Source organism: Pseudomonas sp. PWP3-1b2, assembly GCF_049896045.1.
Lineage (GTDB): Bacteria > Pseudomonadota > Gammaproteobacteria > Pseudomonadales > Pseudomonadaceae > Aquipseudomonas > Aquipseudomonas antarctica_B.
Genome location: NZ_JAFCTN010000001.1, coordinates 1 through 22,805, shown reverse-complemented (window position 1 = coordinate 22,805; position 22,805 = coordinate 1). Strand labels below are relative to the sequence as shown.

Sequence of the window (22,805 nt, the reverse complement as noted above, 5' to 3'; positions counted from 1 at the left end):
GGCGTAGCTCCGAGAGTTCCGCTTCCTGGGAAATTAGCCGGCTTTTGAGCTTGGTATTAAACATGGACAACCGCCTCTTGGGTTATGAAAGGCTATCGGCATTTGCCCCTATAAATTAAGGGGAGCCGACGGACGTAAGGCAAACTTGATAAGAAAAGGTGCTCCGAAGAGCGCCATAAAAAGAAGTAAAGCAGGTTTACCTGACGCGGCTCTGGCCTACCGACCGTAACCTGTACCGCCTCACAGTTTGAAACGCGAAACGACAGTACGCAGTTCCCCTGCCAGCAGCGAAAGCTCTTGCGCCGTTACGGCGTTGTCCTCTATGCCCTCCATCAGTGCAACACTGCCATTGCGTATCTCGGTCACATTACGGTTGATATCTTCCGAGACGGCATGCTGCTGAACCGCCGCGCTGGCTATTTGCGTGTTCATGCCGACAATTTGCTCAACCCCCTCATTAATTGCGTCCAGGCTGGTGGAGGCCTGGTCGGCAGACTCAATACAGGCCTGAGCGCGCAGTTTGCCCGCTTTCATTTGCTCGACCGCAGCACCCGTTGCACTTTGTAGTTCCTGGATAATCCGGCGGATCTCTTCGGTGGAAGTTTGTGTGCGCGAGGCCAGCGTTCTGACCTCGTCCGCGACCACCGCAAAACCTCGACCCTGCTCACCGGCGCGGGCGGCCTCAATGGCGGCGTTCAACGCAAGCAAGTTGGTTTGATCGGCAATGTTACGGATCACCTCTATAACGCCACCTATCTGCTGGCTGTGTAGCGCAAGCGCCGAAACCTTTTGCGCGCTGCGCTCAACCTCGTCGGCCAGAGCTTCAATAGTCACGCGGGTTTCCTGCATTTTCGCCAGGCCGGCGCTGGAGGACTGGCTGGCGTGCTCGGCGGCGTGGGCAGCGCCCTCGGTATTTTGCGCCACGTCCGCAACGCTGGCAGTCATCTCGTTAATGGCTGTGGCAACTTGTTCGGTTTCGCTTTGCTGGTTGCTCATCGAGCGTTTGGCTCGGTCAATCGACACACCAATGCGCTGCGCTGCATCGGAGACCGATTGGGAACTGCGCTCGACCTGAGCAAGCGAGGAGCCAAAGGCTTGCACCATATGGTTAAGGCCGTTGCCCACGTCGGCCATTTCATCTTTGCCGCGCACTTGAATGCGAGCGCTCAGGTCGCCCTGGGCAATCAGTTGGGTGGCCACCAACACGTCGTTGATAGTGCGGCGCATGGCGCTGTAGATGCCGCTGAACACATACACCAGCAGCAGGCCTAGAACGACAAACATGCCTAGAATAAATAGCCGTTCCGAGGTTTTTTCCTGAACTCGGTCTTCAAGTGCATTCAACAGTGCGTCTTGCAGTGTGTCTTGGGCTTTGTACAACTGCGCCACCACCGCATTGCCCTGGGCTGGCAAGTTCTGCACGCCGCTGATGACGTCGGTGGGCGCGTCAATTAATACTTCGAGGTCGGCGCGGAAGCTGTCGAGGCTGGCAAAAGCACGGGTAATCGGGGCCTGAATACTATCGGCCAGAGCGGGTTCTCTGCGGCGCAACAGTGCCAGGCTTTGCTGTAGCTCTTTGTGGATGAGTAACTCATTTTTGAGCATCGACTTGATGACGCTGCGCGTACCCGCACTCAACGTTTGCCCGTCATGCAGCCCGCTGGCCAGCCCGCGCAATTGGCCGACGATATTGATTTGGCGCGGCAGCCTCAAGGTGCTCTGGTCGATCATGAACAACGATGCGTAATCCTCATCCAGCACCATGCCGGACGTGGCCGATACGTAGTACACGAAGTTCAACGTCTCGTTGAGCTGATCGCTCCAGTCGTCGAACATGGCGGCTTGGTTGGCATCGGCTTTTGCCAGCCCAATCAACCGCTGTGCACCGTCGTGCAGACGCTGCACTCGATCACCGGTCTCCAGCTGCGTGTTGTATTGCCGGTCAGTTGCGGTCAGTTTCGAAAAAGCGTCCTCCAACTTCACCTGGTTGGTCGCCAGATCGGCTTGAGCGGTTTTATCACCGCTGAGCAGGCGGTTGGTGAGCGCACGCTGCATCATCGATAAGCGCAGTACAGGCGTCACGTCCAATAAATAGCGCTGGCCCAATTGTTCCGAGCGAATGACCCCAAGGCTTTCGTTGATCTGATAGAGGACACGCGTCCCGAGCAGACCCAGAGGGATCAGGACGATGATTGCAAGCACGCCGAATTTCGTGGAGAAGCGTAATCGGTTAGCCAGGTGTACGGCAGGAGCAAGGATATTCATGGAGTTCTCACAGCCCGAAACGGGGCGTTTTGTCGTTGGTTTTCTAGTTGAGAACTCTCCATTTCTCGAATGCCTGGCTCTGTCTGGCTCATTCGGCTGATCACGTTTTATGTAATTAAACGTTTCAGTAACCTTTCGGCATCGAGATTAAGAACTTTATGAAAAGTTGTACATTTAATTATTTTTGTACAACATTGGAACGCCTTGAGCGCAGTGATGTCACCGCGCCACCACCCAACCCTTTGGCTGGCCGGTGTGCGGAAGGTCGTGGGTGATCGCTATCCTGCCGATTGACACAAGAACGTTAACTGCTGAATCCCGATACCCTGCGCCCATCGATTCAGCTTACTTTGCGACCTTCGACCGGGTAGCCCGGGTCCGTGAAACCGTGGGTCGATGCATGCCCCGGCACTACCAGGCTGTCCACCAGTTTTTCGTCATCCGGCCCCAGTTCCAGCCCTAGCGCGTCCAGGTAGCTGTCCCAGTGAGCCTCGGTGCGCGGGCCTGCGATTGCCGCGCTGATCAGCGGGTTCTTCAGCACCCAGGCGATGGCAAAGGCCACTGAAGTGGTGCCGCGATCGGTGGCGTGCCGGGCGATGGCCTGGGCAATTTTTAAAGACTCGGGCCGCCATTCTGTCTGCTGGATTCGCTTGTCACCGCGACCCGCCCTGGTATCCGCCGGCGGCGGTGCGTCCACTGGGTACTTACCGCTGAGAACGCCACGGGCAAGCGGGCTGTAGGGCACAACCCCAATGCCGTAATTGCCGGCGACGGGCAATTGCTCGACCTCGGCAATACGATTGACGATGTTGTACAACGGCTGGCTGACGGTCGGCCGCTGAATGCCCAACGCATCGGCGATCCGCACCATCTCGGCGATTTTCCAACCGTGGAAATTCGAAGCGCCGTAATAGCGGATCTTGCCCTGGCGAATCAGGTCGTCAATCGCGCGCAAGCCCTCTTCCATCGGCGCATCACTCAAGGTGCGGTGGAAATACAGAATATCGATATAGTCGGTGCCCAAACGTTTCAGGCTGGCCTCGACATTCTGGATGATCCATTTACGCGACTGCCCCTGTTGATTGGGGCCAGCATCGGCCGACGACGGATAACCGAACTTGGTTGCCACCACCCAGTGGTCACGCTGGGCCGCGATGGCACGGCCGACGACCTCTTCGGAGCGCCCCGCGTGGTAGGCATCCGCCGTGTCAATGAAGTTGATGCCGGCAGCACCGGCTTTGTCGATGATGCGTTGACTTGTCGCTTCATCGGTCTCGCCGCCGAACATCATGGCGCCCAGGCACAACGGCGATACTTTCAGGGCGCTGCGGCCCAGGTAACGGTAATTCATCATTCACCCCAAAGGCGTTGAAAAGACTAATTGATCCTAGCCGCATTCGATTAAGTGATTAAGGCGCTAAAAAAGGATACGGCCATGAGGCTGATTCATGAATGGCCTACGCCTTGTAGCGCAGCGCATCCACCACCAGGCTAAGCGCCCGTGACGACTGCCGCCGGCTCGGGTAGTAAATGTGCAGCCCGGGAAAGGTCGGAAACCATGCCTCCAGCACCCAACAAAGACGGCCGCAGGCAACGTGCTCCTTCACCAGATCCTCTGGCAGATAAGCCACGCCACAGCCATCCAGGGCAGCCGCCAGCATCGGGTACGTGCCGTTGAAGGTGAGTTGGCCCTGCACCCGAACCTGCACCTCGCGCTCACCGTTTGCCAGCTCCCAGGGGTAGCAACCTCCATGGGTAGGCAGCCTCAGGTTGATGCAGTTATGCGCCGCCAGGTCTTGCGGCTCCTGCGGCGCCGGGTGCGCATGCAAATACGCTGGCGACGCGACCATCGCCATGCGCAGGTCGGGGCCGATTCTGACGGCGACCATGTCCTGAGCAACCTGATTGCCCAAACGCACGCCAATGTCATAACGCTCGGCAACGATATCGGTCAGGCCGTAGTCGGTGGTGATCTCGATGTTGATATCGGGAAAGCGCGGCATGAATGCTGCCAGACGTGGCCACAGCACCGCGTTTGCAGCGTAATCAGTCGCCGATATGCGCACCGTGCCGCGAGGTGAATCCCGCAACTCAACCACTTCGGCCAGGTCCGCCTCAATCTCTTCAAAGCGCGGCGCCAGCTTGTTGAACAGCTGCTCTCCCGCGTCGGTCGGCGCCACACTTCGCGTGGTTCGGGTCAACAAACGCACGCCAAGGCGGGCTTCCAGCGCGCGAATGGTATGACTCAGCGCCGACTGCGAAACGCCGAGCTGGGCAGCCGCGCGGGTAAAGCTGCGCTCCCGAGCCACCGCAATAAATGCCAACAGGTCACCGTAACCTTCACGCGCCATTTATGAACCTCATTCATAGACTGATCGCTCGATAGCCTATCTCACATCAATGGGAAGGTGTCGCAGCGTGCAGCATTCAGCCCTGTATCCCGCGGTCTTGACGTGCAGGCGCCGTGCGGTGCTTGAATCGAAACCCGTGCAGGCCTAACCTGCACACGCAGTATTTACCCTTCGAGTCAGGACGACCTTACATGTGGGATGGCAACGTTACCTTCGGTGATTCATGGGCCGGTTACATTGGCCGTGCGGATCAAAACACTGCCCATTCCCATGTTGCGATCCAGCTGTGCATCGGCGTCAATCACCCGGTCACCCTGGAGCTTCCAGGGCAGTTAATTCGCGCGGCGGGCGTGATTATCGGCCCCAATGTCGAACACCGTGCAGTGCCTGACTGTCATCCGGTCGCCTTCGTCTACATCAACCCTGACACCCCGCTGGGCCGCGCACTCAATGCGCTGCTGCAGGACAACGGCATCGCCCTGGCCAGCGATGAACTGCTGGAATGTTTTCGCTGCACCACCTCCCTGCCCCAGTTCGTCGAAGCGCTCGCACGCCTGCTGGCGATCTCCGCGCCCATCGACCAACGCCTCTATAAAGCCTTGAACATTTTGCGCCTGGACCGCGACGGCCCCGGCTCAGTTGGCCGCGCCGCCAATGCGGTGGGCTTGTCCAGCCCGCGCTTGCGTTGTGTGGCGACCCACCAGATGGGCGTTTCGCTGTCCCAATGGATCATCTGGAACAAACTCGAACGCGCTTCCAAATCCCTTGCCGGTGGTTCCAGCTTGTCGGACGCTGCCGCAGACGGCGGCTTCTCCGACCAGGCGCACCTGGCCCGCATGATGCGCCGCATGATTGGCATGACGCCCCGCACCGCAGCCAAGGTATTGCGCAAGACAAGCGTTTCATTCAAGACGCACTGATATCAAAACGCCAATATCGATCGCATCTTATTCGCCAACACGCTAAGTGCTGATCGTCTCCCTCCACAGAGCCCCTCAGCGCGGCTGAAGGTGAATACAAGAGTGTTCGCCAGGGGCATCTGTGCCTGGGATTCGGCGGAACGCACCGTTAATTCTTTCGATGAGTCCGCAGGAAGCATCCTACATGTCAGAACCGCAAAAATTAACCGTCCTGCTCACAGGGGGCTCAGGCGTACTCGGTGATTCACTGATCGACTGCCTGGCCAAGGACGTTCACCTGGTGTGCCTGGCGCGCAAAAGCCGCATCCGCCACCCAGGGGTTGAAGTGCTCAAGGGCGATATCTGCAGCCCTCGGCTGGGGTTGGCCGCCGCTGATTACGAAGCGCTGCTCAACCGTGTGGATTGGGTGATCCACGCCGCTGCAGTCACCCGTATGGATGGCGACATCGACCAGATTTTTTCGGTGAACTACCTCGGCACCGAAAACATCGTGAGGTTTGTGCAGCAGGCCAAAGTGCCGCTTTATCACGTCAGCACAGCCTTCGCCCATCCGTGCGATTACTACGAAGGCGTGCAGGCTGAAACGCCGTACGAAGTTGCCAAGCGCCAGGCCGAAACCCTGGTGCGCTCGTCCGGGATCGACGTGTCGATCTTCCGCCCGTCCATCATCATCGGCAATTCGGACAGCGGGCACATGCCCAACTTCCAGGGTTTTCACATGACCATGGGGCTGATGATGTCCGGCGTGCTGCCGATCATTCCTTGCCCACCGGCAGGTTATGTCGACCTGATCGCTCGGGACGTGGCCGCCCAGGCGATCGCCAATGCGCTGCACCAGCGCTTGATTGGCGAGGACTACTTCCTCACCAGCGGCCCGCAGTCCCTGGACCTCACCCGCCTGCTGGACCTGATGTGCCAGTCGATGCAAACCCAGGCGCAAGCCTTCACCCGGCCACGTTGCATGGCACCGGATATTTATGAGCGGTTGATCCGCCCGGTATTCCTGCCAGCGCTGTCCGGCAACATCCAGGCCGCGCTGGGCCGCGCCAACCAGCTGTGCCGCTATGCCTGCCTGCGCACACCACTGCCGACCTCATTGCCGCAGCTGCTCGGCGAGCAGGCGTTCAGCGCACGGGATGTGAGCCGTGAATTACTGCTGTCACTCAACCACCTGGCCCCCAAGTTAGGTGCGCTGACCCGCATGCTCAAGCAGCCCGTGCCACCCGCGACAGAAGCGAGCCCGGCATGAACCGGCGTCCCGTCGAACCTGCACCCGACGCCGAACAGATCGATCAGTTTTTTCGCCAGCACGTGAACTCGGGCTACGCACGCCTCGCCGCGCTGATGAACTTGCCGATCGAGCAGTCCAGCCGTGGCGTCTACATTTATGACAGCCAGGGCCGCGAGTACCTGGACGTGGGTGGCTACGGCGTGTTTTTCCTCGGCCATGGCCACCCGGTGGTGGTGGAAGCCGTGACGCGCCAACTGCAACAAAACGCCCTGTCCAGCAAGCTGTTGCTCAACCCGCAACAAGCCTTGGCCGCACACGCTCTGGCAACGTGCTGCCCGGACAACCTGGACTATGTATTTTTCTGCAATTCGGGAGCTGAAGCCACCGAGGCCGGCTTGAAACTCGCCCGGCTCAACGGCTGCCGCCGCACACTGTCGACCCTCGGCGGTTTCCACGGCAAAACCCTCGGCGCACTCTCCGTCACCGGTCGCGACAGCTACCGCGAGCCCTTCAGTGGCCTGCTCGGCGACACCGACTTTGTGCCCTTCGGCGACAGCGCTGCGCTGGAACAGCAACTCAGCGCCTCGCCGGAAAAGGCCTGCGTGATTCTCGAACCGGTCCAGGCCGAAGCCGGTGTGATCCTGCCCCCGGCGGGTTACCTGACCCGCGTGCGCGAACTGTGTGATTACTACGGCGCGGTGCTGATTTTTGATGAAATCCAGTCGGGCCTGGGCCGCACCGGCCATTGGTGGGCGTGCGACAGGGAACAGGTGGTGCCCGACATCATGCTGGTCGGCAAAAGCCTGTCCGGCGGCTGCGTGCCTGTCAGTGCAATGGTGGCCAGCGCGGCGATCTACGCGCCGTTCAATCGCAACCCCACGGTGCACACCACCACCTTCGGCGCCAACCCGCTGGCGATGGCGGCCGTGCAGGCCACCTTGCAAGTCATGCAGCAAGAGAACCTGGTGGAACGCGCCCGGCTGATGGGCCAGGAACTGCACGCCCGCTTCACCAACTTGCTCACGCAAATGGGCTTGGCCGAGCGCGTCAAGTTTCGCAGCGCGGGCTTGCTGCTGGGCTTCGAATTCACCGAGGCCTCCATCGCCGCCAACATGGTCATGGCCTTGATCGAACAGCACATCATTGTGTGCCACTCACTCAATGATCACCGAGTGATCAGGCTCACGCCTTCGCCGCTGCTGACCGCCCAGGACTGCACCCGGTTGATCGAGGGGTTCGCGAGCGCGCTCACCTCCTCCGTCCCTACCCTTTGAATGGAATCCGCCCCATGCAACAAGTCAATGTACAGGCACACATCCCCCATGCCTGCGCTGATCAAGTCTTCGCCGTGATCAGCGACTTCAGCAACTACGTCGAGCTGTGCGACTCGGTGCGCACCATCACGATCAACAAGGTCAGCGACCTGGTGTCGTTCACCTCGTGGGAAGTCAACTTCCACAGCGGCATTCTCAAATGGCAAGAGCGCGACACGTTCAACCCCGAAACCCGCGAAATCCACTTTGAGCAAATGGCCGGCGACGTGGACCATTTCTCGGGTACCTGGAAAGTGCTGCCCGACGGCAAGGACTCGATCATCACCTTCGAATCGCGCTTTGACCTGGGCCTGCCGATGCTCGCCGACATGCTCGACCCGGTGGCCCAGCAGGCCATCCGCGAAAACATTCACTCGATCATCACCGGTCTGTTTCCGGCGAGCTACCTGAAGGCCTGAGCCATGTCACTGTCATTGTTAAACCGCTCACGCGCCCTGCTCCACAGCGCTGCGCCGGAGTTTGACGAGCGCTTGGCGGCCATTGCGTTTGCTGACCGCGAAGGCCCCCACAGTGAAGTCATCGCACTGTTCAAAAAGCACGGCCCGGTTGGCCTGCTGGTCAGCCGCGCGGCCGGTGGGCTGGGCGCCAGCATTCTGGAAGCGGTGCATGTGCAGATCGCCCTCGGTGCGCGCTCGCCGTCGCTGGCAGTCGCCAGCACCATGCACCAGTTTTCCGTGGCCAGCCTGCTGGCACTGACGCAAAACGGTGGAGGCGCCGAGGGCCTGTTGTTGGCCGCGGTCGCGCAAAACCGCTTGCTGCTGGCCTCGGGATTTGCCGAGGGCCATTCGGGCGCCGGTATTCTCGACTCGGCCATGCAGGCGGTGCACACCCCGGAAGGCGTGTTGCTCAGCGGCAGCAAGAAGCCCTGCTGCCTCGGGCAGTCGATGGATTTGCTCACTGCCAGCTACATCCGTCAGGGGCCCGAGGGCGAAGAGCTGATGGTCGCGTTGATTCCTGCCAACGCTGCGGGCATCAGCCGCTTGCCGTTCTGGCAGAACAGCGCGCTGGCCGCCGCCGAAAGCATCGAGGTGCGCCTCAATGAAGTGTTTGTGCCCGAGCGCATGCTGTTTTCCGCCGGCTACAAACACCTGTTGGGCGATGTGCAAACCGTGGGTTTCATCTGGTTCGAGCTGTTGATCTGCGCGTCCTATGCAGGTGCCTGCGCCGGCCTGATCGAATCCGTGACCGACGCCGCACGCTGGACCGCCCATCACCGCGTCGACCTGGCGGCCAACCTGCAATTGGCAATCAGCGCTCTGGAAGGCGCAGCGCTGGACATCGAGCGTAACCCTAACGACCTGCCAAACGTGCTCGCCCGCCTGTTGCTGGTGCGCTACGGCATCGAGCAACTGCTCACCCAGCTCTCCGACCAGGCTCACGCCATGCTCGGCGGAATGGCGTTTATCGCCGGCAACCAGAGTTCGAACTGGGTGATGGCCGTCCGTGGCCTGCAATTTCACCCGCCGGCGAAGATCTCCATGGCCAGCAACCTCGACACCTATTTGTCCCACTCAACCTTCAGCATCGCCGGAGCGCACCCATGAACCTGCCTGGAAAAATCATCGTTATCACCGGCTCCGCGCGCGGCCTGGGCCATGCTGCCGCCAGCAAGCTCAAGCGCCAGGGCGCCACGGTGATCGGCCTGGACATTCTGGCGCCGCAAACGCCTGAGCTGCTGGATGCGTTTTACCAGGTTGACCTGGGCGACCGCCGCGCCCTGGCCGAGGTGATTGGCGCCATCAGCACCGACTTCGGCGACATCGACATTCTGATCAACAACGCCGGCACCTTGACCCTCGAACGCGGTGAAACCGGGGTGACCGATGAGGTCACGCGGGCGGTTGATGTGAACCTGTTTGCGCCGTGGCAACTGGTCTCCGGGTTCTTGCCGGGGTTGCTGCGCAAGCGCGGCAAGGTGGTCAACGTGTCCTCGCTGTTTGCGCTGGTGAATGCACCGTATGTGGCCGCCTATGCCGCCAGCAAACGGGCGCTGAGCGCGTATTCCGACGTGCTGCGCATGCAGTACCGCGGGCAGCTCGATGTGGTCACGGTGTACCCCGGTTTTATCGACACCGCGATTCATTTGCCGGCCCAGCGGGTTGGCCTGTCGGTCAAGCGCCTGGTGACGTTCATGTGGGGTGACAAGACCCTGCTGTCCCTGGAAGAAAAACTCGACGCTGCCTCTGACGGCCTGGTGCGCGCCTGCCAGAAAGACGGCCTGCGCAACCGTGGGTTGACCTTCATGGGCACGCTGGCGATGTACACCGCGCGCAGCCTGCCGAGTGTGGTCGATGCATTCATCGCTCTGCGCCTGCGCACGTTGACCCGTGGCGGGCACTTGGCGCTCAAACCTGAATTGATCGAGTAACGCGCCGCCAATGGCCAGTCAACTTCACTCCAAGCCGCAGGTTCGCCTCGACCGTGCCCTGTTCAAGGCCCGGCCGGGCGAGTCCCTGCTGGTCATCGGTTACGCCTTGAGCCTCTACGTGCTGCCGCTCGCGCTGTTTGTGTGGGTGGCCAACAACGCCTCCACCGGCTGGCTGCTGCTGAGCGCGCCGCTGCTGGTGTTGGCGGGCTATGGCTTGTTTCTGCAAGCGATCCTTGGGCATGAAGGCTTTCACTTCAACCTGAGCGCAAACCCGATGCGCAGCTGCTACCTGGGCATTCTCACCAGTTCGCTGCTGCCGGGGTTCTGTGTGACCGGCTACTTCGTCGATCACTGGCAGCACCATCGCTTCAACAACAGCGCGAAGGACCCGGACTACCGGCACTTTTCACGCTATCGCAGCCTGGCGAGCCGCATTGCCGTGTCGCGTCTGGCGGCCACGTCCAATTACCTGCACGCCACGCTGCGCCTGGCGTTCGGGCCGCTGAACGAACCTTCGCCGTTGCCCTTGAGCGCGGCGCAAGTTCAGTGGCTGGCGCGCTGCAACCTGGCGTGCCAGCTCGGCTGGCTCGGCCTCTACACGCTCGCCATGGTGTGGGTCGACGGTTTGCTGTTGGGGTTTGGCCTGACGCTGGCGGTCGCGTTTCTGCTGTCGGCGGTCAACGCGTATCAGGAACACGCGTTCAGTGCCGGCCCGCAGCAGCCACCTGCCCGCTCACGCACCTCGCGCCTGAGTACCTGGCTGCACGCTGGCTCGAACTTTCACCTGGAACACCATTTTTACCCGGCCGTGCCGTGCTGGCGACTGCCCCGCGTGCACCGTCAACTGCTGGATTCGGGATGGTACGCCGACAAGCACTACCTGCTGGAAAGGCGCTTCGTCGCGTCTTTCAAGTACGCCACCGGCCGCCACCCTTACCGTGGAGACACGGTAAACGACTGACCTTACCGCCTAATTTCCCTATGGATTTCCCGCCTGACGTTTCAGGCCGCAGGAGCACCTATGTCATTTGATATTGATAGCCACATCGAAGTCGAACGCGAACAACTCTTCAGCCACCCGCTGTTCGCCAATATCCGTACCGTCGAAGACGTGCGCACGCTGATGGAGTTTCACGTGTTTGCCGTGTGGGACTTCATGACGTTGCTCAAGCGTATCCAGCGCGACCTCACCTGCGTGGAGTTGCCCTGGGTGCCGCCGGTGCACATCACCGCCGCACGCCTGATCAATGAAATTGTGGTGGGTGAAGAAACCGACGAACACCCCGACGGCGGTTTTATCAGCCACCTGGACCTGTACCTCATCGCCATGGATGAAATCGGCGCCGACAGCAGCGTGTTCCGCCGCTTCCTCGCGGCCATCCAGGCCAGGGTGCCGTTGGCCAAAGCCCTCAATGACAGCGAGATTCCGCTGGCCGCCAAGGTGTTCATGTGCCAGACCCTCGACATCGCGCAGCACGGCTCCACCGAGGCGGTGCTCGCGTACTTTTTCTTTGGCCGTGAAGACATCATCCCCGACATGTTCGGTCGCCTGCTCGCGCAATGGTCGGTCAGCGAAACCGAGGTGCCGATGCTCACCTATTACCTCAAGCGCCACATCGAAATGGATGGCGACGAACACGGCCCGGCGGCCAAACGCATCATCGCCGAAATCGTCACCACCCCCGAGCAACACCAGCACATGGTCGAGAGCGCCAAAACCGCTATCAATTCGCGCATCGACCTGTGGGACGGCGTGAATCAGTTCCTCCTGGAAAAAGCTCGTCGCACTGCGCAGCGCCCTGTGCGCCAGGCTGAACACAGCTTCTGAACCCGCTTGAACAGTGACGCGCAAACACAGGAACCGGAACATGACCAAAGGCAAGCTTGTAAAACTGACACTGTGCGGCGTCGTGGTCGGGGGGCTGTTGTTGCTCGGCTGGCAGCGCTGGCAGTACTCCAGCGCCTACGTGAGCACCGATAACGCGGAGCTCGACGGGGTGATCATTCCGGTACGGGCCAAGTTGTCCGGCGTGGTGATGAGCGTGCCGGTGATGGACAACACCACGGTGGAAAGCGGCGACCTGCTGTACCAGATTCGCGACAGCGAATATCAGTACCAGGTAGAGCAGCGTGAGGCGCAATGGCAAGCGTTGCTCTCTGCCGCCGGGCGCAGTGGCAGCCCGGGGGCGCTGGACAGCCAGATCCTCGGCGCGATAGCCATGCGCCAGGCGGCGCAGGCGGCTCTGGCGCAATCGAGCGCGAACCTTGAGCAGGCACGCAACGACTACCAGCGCGCGCGTCGCCTGGCCGCCCAGGGTGTGTTGAGCACCCAGGACCTGGAAGTGGCCAAGGCGCATTTCGAGGCGCTCAGCCATGCCCAGGAAGCAGCGCGCAGCAACGCCCAGGCCGCAGCGCAAAGTACCCTGGCAGGCAAGGCCGAGCTGAAGGTGCAGGACTATCGCATCGCGGCGGCCCAAGCCGAACTGGAACAGGCCAAAATCAAACTGCGCGACGCCCGCCAGACCGCGCCCGTGCGCAGTATCGTCTCGAAAAAAGAGGTGGAGCCTGGCCAGTTCGTGGTCGCCGGCCAAAAGCTGTTGAGCCTGATCGCCACTGACCCGCTGTGGATCACCGCCAACTTCAAGGAAACCCAGGTCGGGCGCGTGCGCGTCGGTCAAGCCGCCAAAGTCACCGTGGATGCGTTTCCCGAGCATGCCTTCAACGGAGTCGTCGAAAGCCTGGCTCCGGCCACCGGGGCGAAGTTTTCCTTGCTGCCGCAGGAGAACGCCACCGGTAACTTCACCAAGGTGGTGCAGCGCGTGCAGGTGCGCATCGCCCTCAAGGACGTGCCGGATGACTACAAGGCGTTATTGAGCCCTGGCATGAGCGCGTTCGTCGAAGTCGCCACACAGCAGCACGGCAGCCAAACGCTATGAGGTCGCCGTACCTGATTGCGTTCACCGTGACGCTGGTGTCGATGATGGAGTTGCTCGACGTGACCATCGTCAACGTCGCCATTCCCAGCTTGATGGGCACTTACGGCGCCTCGGTCGATGAGATTTCGTGGGTGTCCACCGGCTACGTGGTCGCCAACGTGGTGATCTTGCCGGTCAGCGGCTGGCTGTCGGCGTGGTTCGGCCGGCGCACGTATTACCTGGTGTCCACCGCCGTATTCGTGCTGGCGTCACTGGGGTGCGCAATGTCGACCGAACTCTGGCAACTGGTGGCCTTTCGCGTGCTGCAAGGCCTGGCGGGCGGCGGGTTGCTGGGGATTTCCCAGGCGATCATCTACGACGTGTTCCCCAAGGAAAAAGTCAGCAGCGGCATGGCCTTGTACGGCGTCGGCGTGATGATGGGGCCGACTCTGGGGCCGACTGTCGGTGGTTACCTGATCGACACCCTGTCGTGGCACTGGATCTTCTTGATCAACCTGCCGATCGGCGCTGTGGCGCTGCTACTCAGCTGGCTGTGCATCAGCGATTCGCCCAACGAAAGCAAACCCACCAGCGTTGACTACAGCGGCTTCTGCCTGCTGGCCCTGGGGGTCGGCAGCCTGCAGATCCTGCTGGAACGTGGCGAGCATTGGGACTGGATGGAGTCCAACTGGACGGTCGCCTGCCTGCTGCTGAGCAGTTTCAGTTTGGTCGGGTTCTTCTGGTGGGAGCGACGTGTCGCCAACCCGATCGTCAACGTCGCGCTGTTTCAGAACCGCGAGTTCCTGATGGGGTGTATCTGTGCGTTTTGCGTGGGGTTCGGGCTGTACAGCACGCTGTTCATGGTGCCGTTATTCTTGCAGACACTGCTGGCGCAAAGCGCTTACCAAAGCGGGCTGGTGATTTTCCCCGGCGCGGTGGCGAGCGCCATCAGCACCCTGGTCATCGGCAAACTGTCCCAGGAAAACAAGATCGACGAGCGTGTGTTCGTCACCCTCGGCATCGTCATGTACTGCTATGCGATGTTCCTGCACACCCAGTTCACCCTCGACAGCAACCCCGACTCGCTTTACTGGCCGCTGGTGATTCGTGGCCTGGGCCTGGGCATGATCTTTGTGCCACTGACCAACCTGGCGATGCGCCGCTTGCCGCTGACGTTGATCTCCGGCGCCTCGGGCGTGTTGAACCTGATGCGCCAGTTGGGCGGCAGCGTCGGCATCGCAATCGCTGCCACCCTGCTCACGCGGTTCTCGTGGGAGCGCTATCGCCTGCTCTCGGAACACGTCACCGAATCGAGCTTGATTGCCGGCGGCTGGGGGGGCGTGGAAACCAACCCGCTGTTTCTCTCCCTGGGCCTTGCCAGCCATCAACAAGCCCTGGCCTTGATGCCTTACCTGCAAGCGCGTGAACAAGCGCAAATGCTCGCCTTCAGCATGCTGTTCGGCACGTTGGGCGCGGTCATGGCCATCGGTATTCCCATGGTGCTGATGATGCGCAGAAGCACCCTCAGCCGATAATTTTTTCAGTGGAGCACACCCCCTTGCGTATTTCAGGGCTGAAATTCCAACACCCGTCCTTGTTCTGGCTGGCCCTGTTCTGCCTGCCGGCACAGGTTTGGGCGGACGACCTTTACCAGCTGTACCAGAAGGCGCTGACCCATGACATGAAGTTCGCCGCCGCTCAGGCGCAACAATTGGCCACGGCAGAAAAGGAACCGCAAAGCCGCGCCAACCTGCTGCCGGACCTGTCCGTCACGGGCGGCGCGGCCTGGGTCGATGCCGACGAGTCCAACGATATCCGCCGCAACCGCAATAACACCAATGCCTACGCCGTGGTCCTCACCCAACCGCTGCTGCGCTGGCAGAACGTGATCGCCCATGACCAGAGCAAACTGCTGATCAGCGCCAGTGAGGTGCAGACCGAACAGGCGCGCCAGGACTTGATGCTGCGCGTGGCCCGCGCCTACTTTGACGTGCTGCTCAATCAGGAACTGTTGAACACCCGCACGCAACAGCTGCAGACCCTGCGCGAAAACCAGGACCGCAGCCGCCGCTTGCTGGCCGACGGCGCCACCACCACGAATGCGCTGGAACAGATACAGGCCAAATACGACCAGGCGTTTGCCGAACAGATTGCCGCCCGTGGTGCACTGGACATCGCCACCGAAACGCTGACTCAACTGACCGCCGCCCAGGCGCGCCCGTGGTCGGGCAAAGAGCCGCCGTTCAGCGCTCCGGTGCCCGCCGCCATCGGCGACTGGGCGACCACGGCGCAACAGGGCAACCTCGCCGTGCAGCAGGCGCAAATTGCCCAACGCCTGGCAGAAATGGACATCGACAAGGAACAGGCCGGCCACTTGCCCACCCTGGACCTGATCGCCGCCCATGGTCGCTTCGCCTCGGTGGGCGGCGATGTCTACGACGTCACGTTGCCGGAAAACCGCTATACCCAGACCGTGGTGGGGGTGAAATTGAGCGTGCCGCTTTACGGCGGTGGCCGCACCAGCAGCCGCGTGCGTGAGGCGCATGCGTTGCAGACCAAAGCGTTGGATGAACTGGAAGACGCGCGCCGCAGTGCCGGCTTGATGGCCCGCCAGGCGTACCTGCAGGTCACCAGCGGTATCAGCCAGTTCGAGGCCCTCAAACAGGCGCTGAAATCCAGCCAGGTCAACCTCACCTCGGTGACCCACGGCTTCGAGGCCGGTTCGCGGATTAATACCGATGTGCTGGACGCCCAGCAAAAAGTCGCCGACACCCGGCAGCGTTTGGCTCAGCAGCGCTATGCGATTCTGCTGGCGCAACTGAACCTGTTGGCGTCCACCGGAAATCTGAACGACCTGCGGCTGCAGGAAGTCAGCCGTCTGCTCAATTGATAAAACCTGCGCGGTGTCTCTTGCAGCCCGCGCAACAGTCTTTTGTCATCAAGGCCATTGATAGCTCCCTAACGAAACCCCCATTGTGGGGGGCTTATCTGCCGCTTATATCATTCCGAATGATAGTTACCTTTGGTTCATTCGATTCGTGACATAGCACCTCGCCGCGCATGATCCGCCCATCTCAAATACATTGGCGGATGCACCTCATGGAACAGTCACTCAAACATTTGCGCTTCCCCCTGGCGATTTTGGCCGTGGTGGTGATGAGCGCATGCGGCAAGAGCCCGGAACAAGCGGCCGCCATGCCCCCTGCAAAAGTCAGTGTGGCCAAGGTGCTTGAACAACCGGTCAACGAGTGGGATGAATTCACCGGTCGCCTCGAAGCCCCGGAAACCGTGCAGATTCGTCCGCGCGTGTCGGGCCAGATCGATCAGGTCGCGTTCACCGAAGGCGCCCTGGTAAAAAAAGGCGACCTGCTGTTCCAGATTGACCCGCGTCCGTTCCAGGCTGAAGTGCGTCGCCTTGAAGCCCAGCTCGCACAAACCAAAGCCGCCGCCAGCCGCAGTGACAACGAAGCACAACGTGGCGAGCGTCTGCGTCAGAGCAACGCGATCTCCGCCGAGCTGGCCGACTCGCGCACCACCGCCGCCCAGGAAGCCCGCGCCGCTGTCGCCGGCATCCAGGCGCAACTGGACCTGGCCAAACTCAACCTGAGCTTTACCCGCGTGACCTCGCCGATCAGCGGCCGCGTCAGCCGTGCCGAGATCACCGCCGGCAACTTGGTCACCGCCGATACCACCGCGCTGACCAGCGTGGTGTCCACTGACAAGGTTTACGCCTACTTCGACGCCGATGAGCGCGTGTACCTCAAGTACACCGAACTGGCGCGTGAAGGCCGTCGTGGCGCGACGACCCCGGTGTACCTGGGCCTGTCCAACGAAACCGGCAACCCGCACCTGGGCCAGATGAACTTCGTCGACAACCAGGTCAACCCGGCCACCGGCACCATTCGTGGTCGCGCCGTGTTTGATAACAGCAAGGGCGAATACACCCCTGGCCTGTATGCGCGCCTGAAGCTGGTTGGCAGCGGCACCTACTCTGCCGTGCTGATCAACGACGAAGCCGTCGGCACCGACCTGGGCAAGAAGTTCGTACTGGTGATGGACGGCGACAAGCCGGCTTATCGCGCGGTCGAACTGGGGCCGAAGATCGAAGGCCTGCGCATCGTGCGCAGCGGCTTGAACAAGGACGACACCATCGTCGTGAAGGGCTTGCAGCGTATTCGTCCGGGGTCGCCGGTCTCACCGGAAACCATCCCGATGGCCAGCAAGGAAACCCTCGCCGCCTTGGCACAACAACGACAAGCGCTTGAAGCCAGCAACCTGGAGCAAGTGGCGCCGGAAAAAACCGCGTCCAAGCTCGCAGCTGTCGCGGCCCCACGCGGTTAAGGGATACAACTCAAGATGAATTTTTCCAAGTTCTTCATTTCGCGGCCGATCTTCGCAGCGGTGCTGTCGCTGTTGATCCTGATCGCCGGCGCGATCTCGCTGTTCCAATTGCCGATCAGCGAATACCCGGAAGTGGTACCGCCGACGGTTGTGGTACGTGCCAACTTCCCCGGCGCCAACCCCAAAGTCATCGGTGAAACCGTGGCCGCTCCCCTGGAGCAAGCCATCACCGGCGTCGAGAACATGCTGTACATGTCCTCGCAGTCGACCGCCGACGGCAAGCTGACCCTGACCATCACCTTCGCCCTGGGCACCGACCTGGACAACGCGCAGGTGCAAGTGCAAAACCGGGTGACGCGTACTCAGCCAAAACTGCCTGAGGAAGTCACGCGCATCGGTATTACCGTGGACAAGGCCTCGCCAGACCTGACCATGGTGGTGCACTTGACCTCCCCGGATCAGCGTTACGACATGCTTTACCTGTCCAACTACGCCTTGCTAAACGTGAAGGATGAGCTGGCACGCCTGGGCGGTGTGGGTGACGTGCAGCTGTTCGGCATGGGCGACTACTCGCTGCGTGTGTGGCTGGATCCCAACAAAACCGCTTCGCGCAACCTGACCGCGACCGATGTGGTCAACGCCATTCGCGAGCAAAACCGCCAGGTCGCCGCCGGTGCCCTGGGTGCGCAACCTGCACCCAGTGCCACCAGCTTCCAGTTGTCGGTAAACACTCAGGGCCGTTTGGTGACTGAGGAAGAGTTCGAGAACATCGTCATTCGCGCAGGCGATAACGGTGAGATCACGCGCCTCAAAGACATCGCACGGATCGAGCTGGGTTCCAGCCAATATGCCCTGCGCTCGTTGCTGAACAACCAGCCGGCGGTGGCGATCCCGATCTTCCAGCGTCCGGGTTCCAACGCGATCGATATCTCCAACGAAGTGCGCGGCAAGATGGACGAGCTGAAAAAGAGCTTCCCGCAAGGGATGGACTACAGCATCGTGTATGACCCCACCATCTTCGTGCGTGGTTCCATCGAAGCGGTGGTTCACACCCTGTTCGAAGCACTGATTCTCGTTGTACTGGTAGTGATTCTGTTCCTGCAAACGTGGCGCGCCTCGATCATTCCGTTGGTGGCGGTGCCGGTATCGTTGATCGGTACGTTTGCGGTAATGCACCTGTTTGGCTTCTCGCTTAACGCGCTGTCGCTGTTTGGCCTGGTACTGGCCATCGGTATTGTGGTGGATGACGCCATCGTGGTGGTGGAGAACGTCGAGCGGAACATCGAACTGGGGCTTGAACCGTTCCAGGCCACTGAAAAGGCCATGAGCGAAGTGACCGGCCCGATCATCGCCACGGCGCTGGTGCTGTGCGCGGTGTTCATTCCAGCGGCCTTTATCAGCGGCCTGACCGGGCAGTTCTACAAGCAGTTTGCCTTGACCATTGCGATTTCGACGGTGATTTCGGCCTTCAACTCGCTGACCTTGTCGCCAGCCCTGGCTGCGGTGTTGCTGCGCAGCCATGACGCGCCGAAGGACCGCTTCTCCAAAATCCTCGACAAGCTTTTCGGCGGCTGGTTGTTCCGTCCGTTCAACCGCTTCTTTGAAAAAGCCAGCCACGGTTATGTCGGCACCGTACGCCGTGTGATTCGCGGCAGTGGTATCGCGCTGTTCCTGTACGCCGGCTTGATGGTGCTGACCTGGTTCGGTTTTGCTCACACGCCAACCGGTTTCGTACCAGCCCAAGACAAGCAATACCTGGTGGCCTTCGCCCAATTGCCGGACGCCGCGAGCCTGGACCGCACCGAAGACGTGATCACGCGTATGTCTGACATCGCGCTCAAACAACCGGGTGTGGAAGCAGCCGTGGCCTTCCCGGGCCTGTCGATCAACGGTTTCACCAACAGCCCGAACAGCGGCATCGTGTTCGTGACCCTCAAGCCGTTCGACGAGCGTAAAGACCCGAGCCTGTCGGCCGGTGCGATTGCCGGTGCGCTGAATGGCAAATACAGCGACATCCAGGAAGCCTACATGGCGATCTTCCCACCGCCGCCGGTACAGGGCCTGGGTACGATCGGCGGGTTCCGCCTGCAAATCGAAGACCGTGGCAACCTGGGGTATGACGAACTGTACAAAGAAGTGCAGAACATCATCACCAAGAGCCGCACCACGCCTGAGTTGTTTGGCCTGTTCACCAGCTACACGGTCAACGTGCCGCAAGTCGATGCGGCCATCGACCGCGAAAAAGCCAAGACCCACGGCGTGGCGATCAGCGACATCTTCGACACCCTGCAAATCTACCTGGGTTCGTTGTATGCCAACGACTTCAACCGCTTTGGCCGTACTTACCAGGTCAACGTGCAGGCCGAGCAGCAGTTCCGCCTCGATGAAGACCAGATTGGCCAGCTGAAAGTGCGTAACAACAAAGGCGAGATGATCCCGCTGGCGACCTTTATCAAGGTCAGCGACACCTCGGGCCCGGACCGCGTGATGCACTACAACGGCTTTATCACCGCTGAAATCAACGGCAACGCCGCGCCGGGCTACAGCTCTGGCCAGGCGCAGGTCGCGATTGAAAAACTGCTGAAAGACGAACTGCCCAACGGCATGACTTACGAGTGGACCGACCTGACCTATCAGCAAATCCTCTCGGGCAACACCGCACTGTTTGTGTTCCCGCTCTGCGTACTGCTGGCGTTCCTGGTACTGGCCGCCCAATACGAAAGCTGGAGCCTGCCGCTGGCGGTGATCCTGATCGTACCGATGACGCTGCTGTCGGCCATTACCGGGGTGATTATCTCGGGCGGCGACAACAACATCTTTACCCAGATCGGCCTGATCGTGCTGGTGGGCCTGGCGTGTAAGAACGCGATTCTGATCGTCGAGTTTGCCAAGGATAAACAGCAGGAAGGCCTGGACCCGCTCGCTGCGGTACTCGAAGCCTGCCGCCTGCGTCTGCGGCCGATCCTGATGACCTCGTTCGCCTTCATCATGGGTGTGGTGCCACTGGTGTTGTCCAGCGGTGCCGGTGCCGAGATGCGTCATGCCATGGGCGTGGCGGTGTTCTCCGGGATGATCGGGGTGACCTTCTTCGGTCTGTTGCTGACGCCTGTGTTCTACGTACTGATCCGTCGCTATGTGGAGCGCCAGGAAGCGCGCAAAGCGGCCAAGGCCTTGAAGCTGGAGACACAGCAATGAGCGTGAAAGTCTTTCTGCCGAGCCTGCTGGTACTGGCGCTCGCCGCCTGTGCCGTAGGCCCGGACTACAAAACCGAAAAACTGGAGGCGGCCAATATCACGGCCGCCGCCGACACCAAAAGCTATGACCACGCCCAGTACGAAGGCATCTGGTGGCAGCAGTTCGACGACCCTACCCTCGACCAGTTGGTGACCCAGTCGTTGGACGGTAACCGTGACCTGCGTGTGGCATTTGCCCGTCTGCGGGCGGCACGCGCCATCCGTGATGACGCGGCCAACGACATCATGCCGGTGGTCACCAGCCGGGTCAGCAGCGATGTGGGCAAAGGCCAGATTCCCGGCCAGACCACCCAGCGCGTCAACAGTGAACGCTACGACCTGGGCCTGGACATGGCTTGGGAAGTCGACTTGTTCGGCCGTATCCGCCGCAACCTGGAGGCCAGCGACGCTGACCAACAAGTAGCCGAAGCCGACCTGTACCAACTGCAAGTCACCATGATTGCCGAGCTGGTGGACGCCTACGGTCAACTGCGCGGCGCTCAATTGCGCGAACGCATTGCCCTGGACAACCTGAAGAACCAGCAGGAATCGCGCACCATCACCGTCAGCCTGCGCGATGCCGGCGTGGGTGATCAGCTCGACGTGGAACGTGCCGACGCGCGTTTGGCGGCGGTTGAAGCCAGCGTGCCGCAACTGCAAGCCGAGCAAGTGCGCGAGCGTAACCGCATCGCCACTCTCCTCGGCCAGCGCCCCGACAAGCTGAGCGTGGACCTGAGCCCCAAAGCCCTGCCGGCGATTGCCAAGGCGCTGCCGATTGGCGACCCGGGGCAACTGCTGCAACGTCGCCCGGACATTCTCAGTGCCGAACGCAAACTCGCCGCCGCCACCGCGCGTATCGGCGTGGCCAAGGCCGACCTGTTCCCACGGGTGAGCCTCAGCGGCTTCCTTGGCTTTACCGCCGGGCGGGGTTCGCAGATTGGTTCGGCAGCGGCGAATGCCTGGTCCCTGGGCCCGAGCATTACCTGGGCTGCGTTCGACCTGGGCAGCGTACGTGCGCGGTTGCGCGGTGCGAATGCCGAGGCCGACGGCGCGCTGGCGACCTATGAGCAGCAAGTGTTGCTGGCACTGGAAGAATCAGAGAATGCCTTCAGTGATTACGGCAAACGCCAACAGCGTTTGGTCTCGCTGATTCGTCAAAGTGAATCCAGCCGTGCGGCGGCTGACCTGGCGGCGATTCGTTATCGCGAAGGGACGGTGGACTTCCTGGTATTGCTGGATGCCCAACGTGAGCGTCTGGCGGCCGAGGATTCACAGGCTCAGGCGGAAGTGGATCTGTATCGCGGGATTGTGGCCATCTACAAAGCGTTGGGTGGCGGCTGGCAGCCGGACACGGTGGTGGCTAGCAGTAAGTGATGTAAAGAGCTCCTTTGGTTGGTCGCATCCAGCCAATTTTTAGCCCCGTGATCCATTCGGTCACGGGGCTTTTTTTTGGCCTGTGTGTTGGTTTGCTGGGGGCATATCCGTTGCTGCGGTTACGGCTGATATGGGTTCCGCCCTTACGGCGGGTCACTTTTGGAAAAGAGCCCGGAATGCCGGCCCAGCCAAAAGTAACCAAAAGGGCTCTTGCCCCACCACTCGGCACCTCGCTATGGCTCGGTGTGCCCTCACTCCGGCTTTGGACCGTGGGCCGCCGCAATGGGCCATCCTTGGCCCAGTGCGGCTAACCCGGCGTCCTGCCGGGTTACCCACGGTTTCAAGCCTGCGTTCGGCCAGCGTGGTTAACGGGGCGTCTGAGATCAAAGTCAAAAGCAAAATCAAAAGCAAGAGCACGGCGGCCTGAGAGCCGACCTGAGTGGTTGGATCAAAAGCAGATTGTGTGGGAACTG

General features: G+C 61.0%; 17 protein-coding genes. 14 read left to right on the top strand and 3 right to left on the bottom strand.

Translation table 11 applies throughout. The features are described 5' to 3' along the window. Positions 1–240: 240 nt before the first annotated feature. From ACP7A2_RS00085 to ACP7A2_RS00075, 3 genes are all read right to left on the bottom strand, one after another. Complete coding sequence (locus tag ACP7A2_RS00085) at positions 241–2,265, bottom strand: methyl-accepting chemotaxis protein (RefSeq protein WP_426132562.1); 2,025 nt, start codon at positions 2,263–2,265, stop codon at positions 241–243. Positions 2,266–2,605: 340 nt separating this feature from the next. Continuing rightward, entirely contained in the window at positions 2,606–3,616 is a 1,011-nt protein-coding gene (locus ACP7A2_RS00080; RefSeq protein ID WP_426132561.1) for an aldo/keto reductase, read from the bottom strand. Positions 3,617–3,722: 106 nt separating this feature from the next. After that, positions 3,723–4,616, bottom strand: coding sequence for a LysR family transcriptional regulator (locus ACP7A2_RS00075; protein ID WP_426132560.1), 894 nt, complete (start codon positions 4,614–4,616; stop codon positions 3,723–3,725). 191 nt (positions 4,617–4,807) lie between these two features. Between ACP7A2_RS00075 and ACP7A2_RS00070 the strand changes: the two genes are divergently transcribed. The 14 genes from ACP7A2_RS00070 (at position 4,808) to ACP7A2_RS00005 (ending at position 22,332) form a co-directional block, all read left to right on the top strand. Beyond that, positions 4,808–5,536, top strand: coding sequence for a helix-turn-helix domain-containing protein (locus ACP7A2_RS00070; protein WP_426132559.1), 729 nt, complete (start codon positions 4,808–4,810; stop codon positions 5,534–5,536). Positions 5,537–5,720: 184 nt separating this feature from the next. Further along, entirely contained in the window at positions 5,721–6,785 is a 1,065-nt protein-coding gene (locus tag ACP7A2_RS00065) for an SDR family oxidoreductase (RefSeq protein ID WP_426132558.1), read from the top strand. Beyond that, positions 6,782–8,041: an aspartate aminotransferase family protein gene (locus tag ACP7A2_RS00060; RefSeq protein ID WP_426132557.1), complete on the top strand. Its 1,260-nt coding sequence runs from the start codon at positions 6,782–6,784 to the stop codon at positions 8,039–8,041. The genes ACP7A2_RS00065 and ACP7A2_RS00060 overlap by 4 nt, the downstream gene beginning before the upstream one ends. Before the next feature lie 14 nt (positions 8,042–8,055). After that, the gene (locus tag ACP7A2_RS00055; protein WP_426132556.1) at positions 8,056–8,499 is read left to right on the top strand and encodes a type II toxin-antitoxin system RatA family toxin; all 444 of its coding nucleotides are present in this window, start codon (positions 8,056–8,058) and stop codon (positions 8,497–8,499) included. 3 nt (positions 8,500–8,502) lie between these two features. Next, positions 8,503–9,645, top strand: coding sequence for an acyl-CoA dehydrogenase (locus ACP7A2_RS00050; RefSeq protein WP_426132555.1), 1,143 nt, complete (start codon positions 8,503–8,505; stop codon positions 9,643–9,645). Then, the gene (locus ACP7A2_RS00045) at positions 9,642–10,469 is read left to right on the top strand and encodes an SDR family NAD(P)-dependent oxidoreductase (RefSeq protein ID WP_426132554.1); all 828 of its coding nucleotides are present in this window, start codon (positions 9,642–9,644) and stop codon (positions 10,467–10,469) included. Before ACP7A2_RS00050 ends, ACP7A2_RS00045 begins: the two co-directional genes overlap by 4 nt. A 10-nt stretch (positions 10,470–10,479) precedes the next feature. Further along, positions 10,480–11,430, top strand: a complete 951-nt coding sequence (locus tag ACP7A2_RS00040; RefSeq protein ID WP_426132553.1) for a fatty acid desaturase family protein — start codon at positions 10,480–10,482, stop codon at positions 11,428–11,430. A 60-nt stretch (positions 11,431–11,490) separates the two neighbouring features. Next, a complete protein-coding gene (locus ACP7A2_RS00035) occupies positions 11,491–12,297 on the top strand; it encodes a DUF3050 domain-containing protein (protein ID WP_426132552.1) in 807 nt (268 codons plus the stop codon). Between the two features lie 40 nt (positions 12,298–12,337). After that, positions 12,338–13,405 carry an HlyD family secretion protein gene (locus ACP7A2_RS00030; RefSeq protein ID WP_426132551.1) on the top strand — a complete coding sequence of 356 codons (1,068 nt, stop codon included), beginning with the start codon at positions 12,338–12,340 and terminating at the stop codon, positions 13,403–13,405. Next, positions 13,402–14,919: a DHA2 family efflux MFS transporter permease subunit gene (locus tag ACP7A2_RS00025; RefSeq protein ID WP_426132550.1), complete on the top strand. Its 1,518-nt coding sequence runs from the start codon at positions 13,402–13,404 to the stop codon at positions 14,917–14,919. Before ACP7A2_RS00030 ends, ACP7A2_RS00025 begins: the two co-directional genes overlap by 4 nt. A gap of 23 nt (positions 14,920–14,942) precedes the next feature. After that, positions 14,943–16,274 (top strand): TolC family outer membrane protein, encoded by a 1,332-nt coding sequence (locus ACP7A2_RS00020; protein WP_426132549.1) that lies wholly within the window; start codon positions 14,943–14,945, stop codon positions 16,272–16,274. A 209-nt stretch (positions 16,275–16,483) separates the two neighbouring features. After that, on the top strand, positions 16,484–17,725 hold the full coding sequence (gene mexE, locus ACP7A2_RS00015; protein ID WP_426132548.1) for a multidrug efflux RND transporter periplasmic adaptor subunit MexE: 1,242 nt from the start codon (positions 16,484–16,486) through the stop codon (positions 17,723–17,725). Between the two features lie 15 nt (positions 17,726–17,740). Continuing rightward, positions 17,741–20,920 (top strand): efflux RND transporter permease subunit, encoded by a 3,180-nt coding sequence (locus ACP7A2_RS00010; protein WP_426132547.1) that lies wholly within the window; start codon positions 17,741–17,743, stop codon positions 20,918–20,920. Beyond that, the gene (locus tag ACP7A2_RS00005; protein ID WP_426132546.1) at positions 20,917–22,332 is read left to right on the top strand and encodes an efflux transporter outer membrane subunit; all 1,416 of its coding nucleotides are present in this window, start codon (positions 20,917–20,919) and stop codon (positions 22,330–22,332) included. The genes ACP7A2_RS00010 and ACP7A2_RS00005 overlap by 4 nt, the downstream gene beginning before the upstream one ends. The last annotated feature ends 473 nt before the right edge of the window (positions 22,333–22,805 follow it).

Bases quoted from the DNA above. Each gene is read 5' to 3' on its own strand.
- ACP7A2_RS00060 (WP_426132557.1), top strand. From the start codon at position 6,782: ATGAACCGGCGTCCCGTCGAACCTGCACCCGACGCCGAACAGATCGAT.
- ACP7A2_RS00050 (WP_426132555.1), top strand. From the start codon at position 8,503: ATGTCACTGTCATTGTTAAACCGCTCACGCGCCCTGCTCCACAGCGCT.
- ACP7A2_RS00030 (WP_426132551.1), top strand. From the start codon at position 12,338: ATGACCAAAGGCAAGCTTGTAAAACTGACACTGTGCGGCGTCGTGGTC.
- ACP7A2_RS00010 (WP_426132547.1), top strand. From the start codon at position 17,741: ATGAATTTTTCCAAGTTCTTCATTTCGCGGCCGATCTTCGCAGCGGTG.
- ACP7A2_RS00080 (WP_426132561.1), bottom strand. From the start codon at position 3,616: ATGAATTACCGTTACCTGGGCCGCAGCGCCCTGAAAGTATCGCCGTTG.
- ACP7A2_RS00025 (WP_426132550.1), top strand. From the start codon at position 13,402: ATGAGGTCGCCGTACCTGATTGCGTTCACCGTGACGCTGGTGTCGATG.
- ACP7A2_RS00075 (WP_426132560.1), bottom strand. From the start codon at position 4,616: ATGGCGCGTGAAGGTTACGGTGACCTGTTGGCATTTATTGCGGTGGCT.
- ACP7A2_RS00005 (WP_426132546.1), top strand. From the start codon at position 20,917: ATGAGCGTGAAAGTCTTTCTGCCGAGCCTGCTGGTACTGGCGCTCGCC.
- ACP7A2_RS00085 (WP_426132562.1), bottom strand. From the start codon at position 2,265: ATGAATATCCTTGCTCCTGCCGTACACCTGGCTAACCGATTACGCTTC.
- ACP7A2_RS00055 (WP_426132556.1), top strand. From the start codon at position 8,056: ATGCAACAAGTCAATGTACAGGCACACATCCCCCATGCCTGCGCTGAT.
- ACP7A2_RS00070 (WP_426132559.1), top strand. From the start codon at position 4,808: ATGTGGGATGGCAACGTTACCTTCGGTGATTCATGGGCCGGTTACATT.
- mexE (WP_426132548.1), top strand. From the start codon at position 16,484: ATGGAACAGTCACTCAAACATTTGCGCTTCCCCCTGGCGATTTTGGCC.
- ACP7A2_RS00035 (WP_426132552.1), top strand. From the start codon at position 11,491: ATGTCATTTGATATTGATAGCCACATCGAAGTCGAACGCGAACAACTC.
- ACP7A2_RS00040 (WP_426132553.1), top strand. From the start codon at position 10,480: ATGGCCAGTCAACTTCACTCCAAGCCGCAGGTTCGCCTCGACCGTGCC.
- ACP7A2_RS00065 (WP_426132558.1), top strand. From the start codon at position 5,721: ATGTCAGAACCGCAAAAATTAACCGTCCTGCTCACAGGGGGCTCAGGC.
- ACP7A2_RS00045 (WP_426132554.1), top strand. From the start codon at position 9,642: ATGAACCTGCCTGGAAAAATCATCGTTATCACCGGCTCCGCGCGCGGC.